The following is a 12,213-nucleotide window of genomic DNA, read 5'->3' on the forward strand; positions in this document are numbered from 1 at the left end:
GTATATCTTTACATAAAATTTACAAACAAAAAAGCAGCCTAAGATCCTATCTGAAGCATGTATCTCCATTTCCTGCCAGTACAATGGGCGCTTAATTTTCGGTTACTTCATAAATGGTGTGTAGTCTTTATCAACGCATGTGCAATGGGCTGTTTACATAAAACAAGCGTGCTCCCCGTATGACGGAAACACGCTTGTTTCAAAAATGTTTTGCTTCTATGAGTATCCTGGTACCATCCACCTGAACAATGACCACATTTGTCCCTTTGGCAATCCATTGGCCATTAGACACAGCGCTGTAATCTTTATTGCCAAGCCTGATCGTACCAACAGGACGAAAATCTGTCAGAGTTACAGCCTCTCGACCTACGAGCTGCTCATAATCAGCGTTCATGGAATTATATCCCGCTTCTTTCGTAAGTCTGTCTTTTAACGTGATTTTCGACCACATATCCCTGCGTTTGAATACTTTCAAAAAAAGAAAAGAGCCTGCAGCACCGATTAGAACGCCAAGAACTGCATATACTCCTGCAACAACGTTAGGAGCTGGTAATGCAACAGCCAGTAACATACATGCGACTCCGATTGTAGCCAGGGTGCCATCATTTAACAGTTTTCCGTCGATGATTATAAAAGCAATTCCAATAAAATAAATAGCAAGCATCAACATAAGCGAATCAGCTTCCACATAAACTGAAAAATATACAGTCATAAATCCAATGCCAAGCAGTGCGAAAAGGCCGCGCGCGTTCACTAAAATTTCGCCGATTAAAAATAAAGTTCCTAAGCAAGTAATAACAACAGCAATCCAATCATAGGTAAAAATATCCATATGCTGCCCTCCTCTTATTAACTTATACGTTTCACATTATACAATGTTTCATAAAAGGAGTCCCGAAATGAGCTTTTTTAAAAGAATTTTTGTTTATTTCATTATTTTTCTTTTCATATGGAGTATACGCGATGATCTGACTAATAAAACCATGGAGCCAAACACGGATTCTGTCCACCACGTACAAACCATTTCCGGCGGGGAAAATACACAAATGAATGAGGTGGTCAAATTTAAGACAAAACATGGGGATACGGTATTGTCAGTTGCAGAAAAATTGAATGGGGGTTCCCTTCCTGTTTCTGCTGAACAATTGATGGCGGATTTCAGAATAGCGAACCCCAAAATCGATCCTTACCATTTAGAATCGAATACAATTTATTATTTTCCAGTATATTAAAAAGGCTGTCTAAAACTTGATTAGACAGCCTTCGTGTTTATACAAACGGTCTGATGAAAAGAGCTAATACGACAGATATTGCGCCAGCTGCAATCGCTATATTGCCAAGCGTGTTGGCATCTCGTCCCCTGGCAACAAAACCTACAATGATGCCTGCCGCCCCTAATATAATCGGCAGCCAGAAAAAGGAAATCACAGACAAAGCCAAGGCTATCCATCCGACAGCTGCACCACCAACGTGAATATCATCGTCATCATCTACATCAGCGGTACGAAAATCGTCTGCTGTGATTTCAGCTGCAGTTTCTTCATCACGATCATTATAAGAAGAAACAGTATCGGCCTCATCAGCCCTTTTTTCTTCGATATGGTTTTCATGATCATTTTTATCCAACTGCAAGTCCTCCCTTACACCTTAGGTTTGGTGCACGCTTAGTTTATGGAGAGTTACCAAGAATACTTACGTTATTTTTTGCCAATGGATAGGGGCTGATTCAGGTACAGATACTGTTCAACCTGCATAGGCTATAGGAAAGCACGGCTGATTTAAATTCATTTTAAAGGAGACCGAGTATGTCCATTTTGTTTAAAGAACTGATTAACCAGCGGCTTAGAAAGATCACTGTCACCGAATTGCTGGATTATAGTAACCAATATGGTTTTTCACTGGACAGAAGCCAGGCAAAGGATATTGTTTCCTACTTAAAGACAAATAATATTAATCCCTTTACTAAAAAAGAACGACAAAAAATGCTGCGGCAGCTTGCCGAAATAACGGATGGGGAAACTGCGGAAAAAGCGAACCAGTTATTTATACAGCTAGTCGAGTCCTATGGGCTCTCAAATTTATTCGAGTCCTGATGGCTGATAAAAAAGGATAGCATCCGCTATCCTTTTTATTGTTCCATGATTTTCGTTTTCAGGTCTTCATCAAATTTTCCGGATTTGATCATGTTTATTTCAAATTTATAAGGTGGTTTTTTATTCTTCTTATCCTCACCAACATATGGGGTTTCAAGAATTTTGGGCAGCTTCTTCAGCTGCGGATGATGAATGACATAATGGAGTGCCTCGAAGCCGATGTGGCCGAAACCGATATTCTCGTGACGGTCTTTATGGGCTCCACATTCGTTTTTACTGTCATTGACATGGACGACTTTGATACGGTCTGTCCCGATAATTTTATCAAATTCGTTCAAAACACCATCAAAATCATTCACAACATCATAGCCGGCATCATGCAAATGGCAAGTGTCAATACAAATGGACAGCCTGTCGTTATGTGTAACACCATCTATAATGCGGGCAATCTCTTCAAATTTCCTGCCGACCTCTGAACCCTTCCCTGCCATCGTTTCAAGAGCAATTTGAACATCATGGGAATTATCCGTCAGGACTTCATTCAAACCTTCAATGATTTTGTCTATTGCTGCATCTGGTCCTGCACCAACATGCGCACCTGGATGAAGCACGATTTGCCTGGCTCCGATTGCAGCGGTCCTTTCGATTTCACTCCGTAAAAAATCCACACCAAGTTTGAATGTCTGTGGCTTCGTCGTATTTCCAATATTAATGATATAAGGAGCATGCACAACGATATCAGAAATACCATGTTCTTTCATATGCTCTCTTCCGGCCGTGATATGGAGTTCGTCAATATCCTTCCTGCGGGTATTTTGTGGCGCACCTGTGTAAATCATAAACGTGTTTTCTCCATAACCAGCAGCTTCTTCACTGGAACCGAGGAGCATCTTTTTGCCGCTCATAGAAACATGTGAACCTATTTTCAACATTTAACATTACCTCCCCAATTTATTTCTATCATTGCGTGTTACCGTTATTACCTTCCACGCTTTTCTTTCCTGATTAAATTCTTTTTTATTTTCTCTTGTTCCTGCTTCATTTTCTTTTTATAGCCAGGTTTAACCTTCTTATTTTTTCTGACGTGTTTCCATGCCTCTGTTTCAGCGTTTGAAGATGTTTTGGGGCGCAGGTTTCGTTTATTCCAATGTTTTGCCTCGCGCCACTCACCGTCTGCAATATCTGTAAAAATGAATGGGAGGCCTTTCTGTTCAAGTTTATCGATGAGCCTTATATCATCTTCCTGGTAAAGGCTGATAGCTGTTCCTTCCATTCCTGCCCTGGCGGTACGGCCCACTCGGTGGATATAAAAATTTTCATCCTTCGGCAGCTGGGCATTAATGACATGGCTGACACCTTTTATATCGATGCCGCGCGATGCCAAATCGGTCGCCACAATATACTGAAAGCGCAGACTTTGTATATCTTTTAAAACGCGTTTTCTTTCTCTGGGCGTCAGCCCTCCGTGCAACAGTCCGACATTCAATCCCCGTTCGTTCAACGCAGCATAGAGTTTATCTGCCTCTTCCTTGCCATTAGTAAAAATAATCGCCAAGTACGGCTGAATCACGGTTGTTATTTGCATCAACACATCTATTTCATTACGATGCCGAACTGGAATCAAGCGATGTTCCATCGTTTCAGGTGACAGTTCCTGCTTCACTTTTACATGTAATGGATTTTCCAAATACTTTTTGAAAAAATGAGCCAGTTTTTCGGGTATGGTTGCCGAAAAAACCAGTAGCTGAACATCGGACTTACAGCGAATAAGCAATTGATCCACTTCGTTAATAAAGCCTAGATCGAGCATTAAATCTGCTTCATCAATCACAAAAGCAGAAGCCGAAAAAATGGATAGTGCCTCCTGCTTGACCATATCCAAAATTCGGCCGGGAGTGCCCACGATGATCTGCGGTGTTTCTTTAAGCTTGTCCATCATACGCTGCTTATCAGTTCCCCCGATCAGAAGCTTCGCGGTAATTTCTTTTTCTTTTTGGGCAAGACGCAGCATCTTTTTCACTTCTTCATGGATCTGCATTGCTAGTTCCCTGGTCGGCGCAGTGATGACAAATTGCACTCCTTTTACATCTTCACGCAGTTGATTAAATAATGGAATTAAATATGCATGTGTTTTGCCCGAGCCAGTCTGGGATTGTCCAATTATACTTTTTCTTTTCATAGCAGCTGGAATGACTTTCGCTTGAATTTCCGTCGGTGTTTTAAATTGTAATTTCTCGATTATCTGAAGTAATTCAGGTTTTAGTGTAAATTCTTGAAATGAGTGTTTCTTCATGATAGGACTCCTTTTTATGTCAAACCTTTTAAATGAATTGAAATGGTTCAGTGTCCACTTTTGATGTGATGATTTCCACTTCGTTATTGGCAAATTTATTTTGCAAATATTCCTGTGTAGCTGTCTTCATGATTTTTTCCACGTGATGGCCTGGATCAATCACAGCAAGACCGGCCTGCTGAGCATCTTGCGCCGCGTGAAACGTCATATCTCCTGTAACAAATGCATCTGCACCTTTTTGTTTCGCCTGCATGAAGTATTTTTCTCCACTCCCGCCAAGAACAGCGATGGTTTTGATCTTTTTTTCCAGATCCCCAGTGACGCGGACTGTCGGCACCTTTAATGCTGTCTTGACATGCTCGCAGAATTGCCGCAAAGACATTAGTTCGTTCAACTGCCCAATTCTCCCTATCCCATTGTCATCACCTTTATTTTCCAGTGGATAGATATCGTAAGCGACTTCTTCATAAGGATGTGCTTTCTTCATTTTCTTTATAGTTTTCGACAGATATTTTTCTGGTACAATTGTTTCCATACGTACTTCGTTCACAAATGCTAATTCATTCTGTGTGCCAACATATGGATTGGTTCCTTCCAATGGCTTAAATGTACCTTCTCCTTTTGTACTGAATGTACAGTGACTATATGCACCAATATGACCGGCTTTGGTTTCGGCCCATGCCTCCCTGACCTGTTTTTGATGTGATTGGGGGACATATACAACTATTTTATAAAGCCGATCAAAGCCTGTACTTGAAAGTATTTCTGTATTTTGCAGGTTTAATGCTGCACTTAACATATCGTTCACACCGCCTTTTGCAATATCGAGATTGGTGTGTGCAGCATAGACGGAAATCTGATTAGACAGCAATTTTTGGATGGTACGCCCTTTAGGCTGGTCTGTATCAAGACTTGATACAGGTTTGAAAAGCAGTGGATGGTGAGCGATGATCAGATCCACTTCATTTGCTATCGCCTCATCCGCAACCGCCTCAAGCACATCCAGTGTGATCATTACTTTTTTGACAGACCGATTATTCGAACCGATTTGCAATCCGACATTATCCCAGTCGTAAGCTAAGTGTTTAGGGGCCCACGCTTCCATGGCCTCGAATATCATCTTATTTGTCATCTGTCCGACCATCTGAAAGCACCTCCTCAATCCATTCTAATTCCTTTCGGTATTGTGTCATTTTAACATGGTCTTTGACTTTGGCCTTGCTCATTTGCTCAATGACTCTTTGGTAATGTTTTCTTTCTGCAGTCCACTTTTGATAAAATATTTCTGACCTTTTTTTTAGCAAAAGCGGACCGAAAAGCATTTCCTTTTCGGAAGGTTTTATAATAATATCGTCTGTTATAGGTTCTGCTACAATGACCTCATAAATGTGGCCATTTTCTTCAACAATTGTTTCCGTGCCAATTTTGAATGAATGATTTATAAGAAATTCTCTGACATCCCGCCCATCTATGTTCGGCTGAGCAATGATCCGGGATATATTTCCCATTTTATCCATGCCTTTTTCCAGGATGGAACGAATAAGAGATCCTCCCATCCCAGCAATAACAACTTGCACTATTTCCCTATCATGCAGGATGTCCAAGCCATCGCCGAGCCGAACATCCACCTGTTTTTCGAGATTAAGTCTTTTTACTGTGTGCCTGGCACTATTAAATGGTCCAGCATTCACTTCTCCGGCAATCGCCCGGGCTCCACTGTTTTGCTGGCAAATGTAGCAAGGCAAATAGGCATGATCAGAGCCGATATCGGCGCATAACTGATTTGCATCCACGAAAGACGCCACTGTTTCCAATCGCTTAGATAAATTGATTTGTTCTGTCATTACAAATTCCCCATCCAGATTATTTTTCGAATGACTGCTATAAGAAAAGCTTTCTGTTTATGGCAGAAAGCTTTCTCAGTCGACCTTTTTTATTTTTTTTCACTTAACCATTTAGCCAAGGTTTTCGCTTCGTCATCGCCAACCTGGGATTGCGCAGGCATATTCCCTTTACCTTTATGGATGATATTTACAATATCATCCGCAGAAAGCTGGGAGCCGATCTTAGTCAAATTCGGGCCGACCTGCCCAGTCAAATCTGAGCCGTGGCATGCTGCACAATTCGCTTGGAAAATGTCATTTGGATCTTTTGATCCACCTTCGTCTTTCTTATCCTGCTGCTCTGTGTTCTCTGAACCTTTATCTGCTTTTTGGATATCAGCTCGCTGACCAACACCTGCAGTAGATAAAACAATAACAGCTAGTATTCCGATAATCGCAATAATTGCATAAGGGATGACCGGATTTTTTTTCATTATGTTACCTCCTTAAGTAACCCCTATGATCTATGTAGACAAGCTATTTATTATTGTACTTCAAAAAGCTTTATTTTTAAAGTATTAGCTAAAAATATCTTTTTTTGTAAAATAAGGGATACCATCCGTTGGACTACTGGAGCATACATGCTCCAGATGAACCACCGGATCCCGGCATCTGCAGGTCAAGTCATAAAGAATCTGTAAATTTAGTTGCAAACGGAACAGAAATTGCGTAAAATAGAATCAAGAAATTGAAAACGCTATCACGCGATCAGCAATGAGGAGACTCCCGTCATTTAGTCTCAGCTTGCCCTGCCAACAAGCACGAGGCTTGAAGGATAGTAAGGACCTCAATCAATCCATAAAATCCTTCAAGCGTTTGCTTCTGCTTGGGTGACGCAATTTACGCAAAGCCTTGGCTTCAATTTGACGAATTCTTTCTCTCGTTACGCCGAATACTTTGCCAACCTCTTCCAATGTTCTAGTTCTTCCATCGTCCAGACCAAAACGCAACCGAAGTACGTTCTCTTCTCTGTCAGTTAATGTGTCTAAAACGTCTTCCAGCTGTTCTTTCAACAATTCGTAGGCAGCATGATCTGAAGGGGAGATTGCTTCCTGGTCTTCAATGAAATCGCCAAGATGAGAATCATCTTCTTCGCCGATTGGTGTTTCTAAAGATACTGGCTCCTGGGCGATTTTCAGAATATCACGTACCTTATCAGGAGATAGTTCCATTTCTTCTCCGATTTCCTCCGGAGATGGTTCCCGTCCGAAATCCTGAAGCAGTTGACGTTGTACGCGAATCAATTTATTGATCGTTTCAACCATATGGACGGGTATACGGATTGTTCTTGCCTGATCCGCAATGGCCCTTGTGATAGCCTGCCGAATCCACCAGGTTGCATACGTACTGAATTTGAACCCTTTTCGGTAGTCGAATTTTTCAACAGCTTTAATCAGACCCATGTTGCCTTCCTGGATTAAGTCCAAAAACAGCATGCCTCTGCCAACATATCTCTTGGCAATACTGACAACCAAACGAAGGTTCGCTTCTGCCAATCTTTTTTTGGCTTCTTCATCACCTTTTTCAATCCTTATCGCCAGCTCAATTTCTTCTTCAGCTGAAAGCAGGTTCACTCTGCCAATTTCTTTCAAGTACATTCTGACCGGATCATTAATTTTGATACCAAGCGGAACACTCAAATCATTCAAATCGAATTCTTCTTCTTTTTCGATTTCTTTCATATTCGGGTCTTCTTCTGATTCCCCGATTACTTCGATTCCTTGTTCCTGCAAGTATTCATAATATTCGTCGATTTGTTCGGAATCCAAATCGAAGTGGGAAAGACGATCAGCTATTTCTTCATATGCCAATGTGCCGCGTTTCTTTCCGATCTCCAACAGCTGTTCTTTCGCCTGTTCAAGCGTCAATTCACTTCCGTTTGCTGCCTGTGAAGCTTTTTCTTCAGCCATCAGTCCGCCTCCTTATACTATTTACCCTCATTTAGGATTGCCTCAACTTTTTTTGAAGCTCTATTATTTTCACAGCAATTTCTGCTGCTGCAATCGGATCACTTTGCTGTTCTGCCATTCTCTGTTGCTCTTTTAGAAGTCTGATATCATTTTTACTTCCTGATTGAACTCTGATGGCTTGAACATAGTCCCTTAGTTCCTGTTCACCAATTTCAGTATCGATAGGCATCATAGCGATATCGATGGCCATCTGCTGAAGTTCCTGCTCTTCAAGTCGGTTGATGAACAAGCTTACATCTGCAGGATTCCCTTCTTCATAATATGCATACAAATGGGTTGCAATTATCTTATGTTCATCAATATTGAATGAAGCGCCCAATTCATCACGTATTTTTTCAGTGATAACAGGGTTATGAAGCATGTGGGCAAGCAAATATTTTTCTGCATTATGGAACGCAGGAACCAGTTTCTTTGGTTGGATGAAATTGATCTGTTTAAATTTCTTGTTGCTTTCTTTCTCTTTTGTGACGTTTTTTCCATGTTTTTTTTGCAGTATTTCCATTTCACTTTGCAGTGATTGCATTGAAAGATTGAATTCACCGCTCAGCTCCTGTAAATAGGATTCCCTTTCTATGGAGCTATCCAGCTTGGCTATTTCTTTCAATATAATATTTATATAATCCATGCGGTCCGCTTTCAGGCTCAAATTATAGTTCCTTTTTAAGAATCGCATATAGAAGGATATATAAGTGTCACTCGCTTTGATAATTTTTTCGATGAAAGTCTCTCCGCCATATTCCCGGATGAAATTATCCGGATCCAACCCTCCTGTCAGGTTAGCTACCCTGACCTGACAGCCGGTACCCCGCAATATATTCGCTGCCTTATAGCTCGCTTCTATCCCGGCATCGTCTCCGTCATAACAGATAATCACCGTATCGGCATATCTGTTCAGTAGACGGGCCTGTGATTCAGTCAATGAAGTCCCCATTGTTGCCACAACATTTTTAATGCCTGCCTGATAAGCAGATATGACATCCATATAGCCTTCGAATAAGACCACTTCGCCGGTCGATCTGATCTGTTTTTTTGCCAAATCGAAGTTGTACAAAATCTTGTTTTTTCGGAAAAGCTCGCTTTCTGAGCTATTCAAATATTTAGGTCCATCGCCAGTGATAGTTCTGCCTGCAAAACCCACCGTCTTACCTAGATGGTTTCGTATTGGAAAAACGATCCTCCCGCCGAAACGATCAGCCGCACTGCCATCATCCCTTACGGACAGCAATCCAGCCTTTGCTAAGGGCTGCGGCGGAAATCCTTTTTTCTCAAGGAAAGAAGCAGTGAAATTTGCAGTGGCAGGAGCGTAACCAAGCTTAAAAAGATCTGCTGTATCATCAGAAATGCCTCTGTCTTTGAAGTATTGGTACCCTTCTTTACCATCCTTTGCATATCTTAATAAATGATGGTAAAGTTTTGTAAGCCAATCATATGCCTGCAAAACCTGCTGGGCTTCATCAGATAAATGGCTTTTAACCGGTTGTGAAGCTGACACCGGCAAATCTATGCCGCCACGATCGGCAAAATGTTTCACAGCTTCGAAGAAAGAAAATCCTTCCATTTCCATTAAGAAACCGAAAATATTACCACTTTTTCCGCAGCCGAAACATTTATATATTTGTTTGTCCTGGCTTACTGAAAACGAAGGTGTTTTTTCATCATGGAAAGGGCAAAGTCCCAAATAATTCTGGCCCTGCTTTTTTAACTGTACATACTCCTCTATGACTTCCACAATATTATTAGACTTTCGGATTTCCTCTAAGACTTCATTTGGGATGTGATTAGCCATAAAAACCACCACTTCTATATAATTCGATATTCAAAGTGAAAAATCCTTCATTTTTCGACATATTTTTTGGGGAAGCCGAAAAAAATTCCTTCTTCATAATAAACCAGGAGAAGGCACTGTTGTTTGAGGATTTCTCTTTATTACGTTATACCCGTCATAAGCATTCAGATAAACGCTTATCATCCATCTCCTCCTCTTGATCTCAAACCAGTTATACGGAAAGAAATCTTACCTACCTCTTTCATGTATAATCTATATTTCCTTATATAATTAGTTCTACATCAAGGAGGTAAAATCCTTCTAAAAAACGGATGTTTTATTTTTCAGAATACCAAATCCTTCATCAAAACTGAAAAAACGGGAAAAATAGACATGAATAAGTAAATTTGTTCGTATGATATTTATAACACTATTTTTACACAACAACATATTTTAATACATTTTACGTAGATTTTCCAATAAAATGTACGAATTGAGGATAAAAACTCAGCGTAACATCGACTTTCCCACAATGATCCGCTGAGTACTCACTGCCACTTTTTTGTTTCCTTAAACAAGAGATAGTATCAAAATTGCCAGATTATAAAATAGGTCAGAGCCGCTTTATTTTCTCATGCCATTTTCACTGTTTAAAAGAATGCTTCACATCCGATTGGTATTCTTATGGTACGCTTGCAAAATTACGTTTGCAGTTTCTTCAACAGCTTTATTAGAAACATCAATAACTGTACAACCTATTTTTTCAACAATCTTATTGAAGTAAGTCAATTCTTGATGAATCCTTTGCAAATTAGCGTACGTTGCCTGATCCCCAAGTCCTAATGATTTTAATCTCTCTTTTCTAATATCATTCAGTTTTTCGGGACTGATTTGCAATCCAATACATTTACGCGGATCTACCATGAACAACTCCTCTGGCGGTTCGACCTCAGGCAAAATTGGTACATTGGCCACTTTCAACCTCTTCAGTGCAAGATATTGAGAAAGTGGCGTTTTTGATGTCCGCGATACCCCAAGTAATATGATATCCGCACGGGAGATTCCCCGTGGATCCCTTCCGTCATCATATTTCACAGCAAACTCAATTGCTTCCACTTTTTTGAAATACTCTTCATCCAGCTTATGGACAAGCCCCGGCTCCATTCTTGGTTTTGTTCCAAATACTTTTTCCATCGCCTGCATCATCGGCCCCATGAAGTCGATTGCTTCAATGCCTGCGATAGCTGCTTGTTCATTAACATATTGTCTCAGTTCAGCATCAACAATGGTAAAACCAATAAGTCCCTCATTTTCTTTTGCAAGGATGATGGCGTCATCAACTGTTTCTTTATCTTCTACATAAGGAATTCTTTGTATCTTATATTCTCCATTATTGTATTGACTCAAACCGGCTTTTATAACTAATTCCGCTGTTTCTCCCACAGAATCAGATAATACATAAGCAATCGGCCTTGCGCACATGGATATAACCCCTTTCTCCCCTGAACGAATGAAACATTCGTTGTTTCGATTACTCAATCATCTTTCGTCTGCTGTCAGTTCAACAAAGACTTTTGTGATGGTACTCTTTGTAATCCTGCCTGTAACTTCGAATCCGCCATCTGAGTCTTTTACAACAGGCACACCGTCGATTTGCTTTTCAATTAATAACTTAGCTACATCGATCAGTAAATCTTCCTTTTTGCAAACGGTGATATTAGGCATTCTGGTCATAATGATATGGACCGGAAGCTGATTCAAATCTTTTTGTCCGATAGTAGCACGGAGTAAATCCTTCCGCGAAACAACTCCGCTCAAGTATGACTTTTGATCCACCACGAATAATGTACCGACATCCTCTAAGAACATAGTGGATATCGCATCATAAACGGATACACTTTCCTTGACGACTATTGGTATGGATTGATATTCATGGACTTTAAATTTTTTGATCTTTTCAGTCAGCAGCTCGGAACCAGTTTTACCCGTGAAAAAATAACCGACGCGGGGCCTGGCATCCAGAAACCCGGCCATTGTCAAAATGGCCAAATCAGGACGCAGTGTGGCTCTCGTCAAATGTAATTTTTCAGCAATATTCTCACCGGTGATCGGGCCGTTTGCTTTCACAATCTCGACAATCTCTTCCTGCCTTTTTGATAATTCCACATTTATTCACCACCTGTCAGTCGCTAATATGGAAATTGACTTT

At 40.6% G+C, this 12,213-nt stretch carries 13 protein-coding genes; 2 read left to right on the forward strand and 11 right to left on the reverse strand.

Translation table 11 applies throughout. The features are described 5' to 3' along the window. Positions 1-199: 199 nt before the first annotated feature. Entirely contained in the window at positions 200-832 is a 633-nt protein-coding gene (locus ACFSMW_RS05615; RefSeq protein WP_390353735.1) for an NfeD family protein, read from the reverse strand. Between the two features lie 67 nt (positions 833-899). Between ACFSMW_RS05615 and ACFSMW_RS05620 the strand changes: the two genes are divergently transcribed. Next, entirely contained in the window at positions 900-1,232 is a 333-nt protein-coding gene (locus ACFSMW_RS05620) for a hypothetical protein (protein ID WP_390353737.1), read from the forward strand. 37 nt (positions 1,233-1,269) lie between these two features. Here ACFSMW_RS05620 and ACFSMW_RS05625 read toward each other — a convergent pair whose 3' ends face one another. Further along, positions 1,270-1,626: a hypothetical protein gene (locus ACFSMW_RS05625; RefSeq protein WP_390353739.1), complete on the reverse strand. Its 357-nt coding sequence runs from the start codon at positions 1,624-1,626 to the stop codon at positions 1,270-1,272. A gap of 179 nt (positions 1,627-1,805) precedes the next feature. Here ACFSMW_RS05625 and ACFSMW_RS05630 point away from each other — a divergent pair, with 179 nt between their 5' ends. Then, a complete protein-coding gene (locus ACFSMW_RS05630) occupies positions 1,806-2,093 on the forward strand; it encodes a DUF2624 domain-containing protein (protein ID WP_390353741.1) in 288 nt (95 codons plus the stop codon). A gap of 35 nt (positions 2,094-2,128) precedes the next feature. Here ACFSMW_RS05630 and ACFSMW_RS05635 read toward each other — a convergent pair whose 3' ends face one another. From ACFSMW_RS05635 to ACFSMW_RS05675, 9 genes are all read right to left on the reverse strand, one after another. Continuing rightward, positions 2,129-3,025 carry a deoxyribonuclease IV gene (locus ACFSMW_RS05635; RefSeq protein ID WP_390353743.1) on the reverse strand — a complete coding sequence of 299 codons (897 nt, stop codon included), beginning with the start codon at positions 3,023-3,025 and terminating at the stop codon, positions 2,129-2,131. A gap of 47 nt (positions 3,026-3,072) precedes the next feature. Continuing rightward, positions 3,073-4,386, reverse strand: a complete 1,314-nt coding sequence (locus tag ACFSMW_RS05640) for a DEAD/DEAH box helicase (protein WP_390353744.1) — start codon at positions 4,384-4,386, stop codon at positions 3,073-3,075. 28 nt (positions 4,387-4,414) lie between these two features. Continuing rightward, positions 4,415-5,530, reverse strand: coding sequence for a Nif3-like dinuclear metal center hexameric protein (locus ACFSMW_RS05645; RefSeq protein WP_390353746.1), 1,116 nt, complete (start codon positions 5,528-5,530; stop codon positions 4,415-4,417). Next, entirely contained in the window at positions 5,508-6,230 is a 723-nt protein-coding gene (locus ACFSMW_RS05650; RefSeq protein ID WP_390353748.1) for a tRNA (adenine(22)-N(1))-methyltransferase, read from the reverse strand. The genes ACFSMW_RS05645 and ACFSMW_RS05650 overlap by 23 nt, the downstream gene beginning before the upstream one ends. Before the next feature lie 89 nt (positions 6,231-6,319). Further along, a complete protein-coding gene (gene cccA / locus ACFSMW_RS05655) occupies positions 6,320-6,703 on the reverse strand; it encodes a cytochrome c550 (RefSeq protein WP_390353750.1) in 384 nt (127 codons plus the stop codon). A gap of 357 nt (positions 6,704-7,060) precedes the next feature. After that, on the reverse strand, positions 7,061-8,179 hold the full coding sequence (gene rpoD / locus ACFSMW_RS05660; RefSeq protein ID WP_390353752.1) for an RNA polymerase sigma factor RpoD: 1,119 nt from the start codon (positions 8,177-8,179) through the stop codon (positions 7,061-7,063). 31 nt (positions 8,180-8,210) lie between these two features. After that, positions 8,211-10,025 (reverse strand): DNA primase, encoded by a 1,815-nt coding sequence (gene dnaG / locus ACFSMW_RS05665; RefSeq protein WP_390353754.1) that lies wholly within the window; start codon positions 10,023-10,025, stop codon positions 8,211-8,213. Positions 10,026-10,667: 642 nt separating this feature from the next. Continuing rightward, entirely contained in the window at positions 10,668-11,486 is an 819-nt protein-coding gene (locus ACFSMW_RS05670; protein ID WP_390353755.1) for a pyruvate, water dikinase regulatory protein, read from the reverse strand. A 57-nt stretch (positions 11,487-11,543) separates the two neighbouring features. Beyond that, a complete protein-coding gene (locus tag ACFSMW_RS05675; RefSeq protein ID WP_390353757.1) occupies positions 11,544-12,170 on the reverse strand; it encodes a helix-turn-helix transcriptional regulator in 627 nt (208 codons plus the stop codon). Positions 12,171-12,213 lie beyond the last annotated feature (43 nt).

It is taken from the genome of Tigheibacillus halophilus, assembly GCF_042683165.1.
GTDB lineage: Bacteria > Bacillota > Bacilli > Bacillales > Amphibacillaceae > Tigheibacillus > Tigheibacillus halophilus.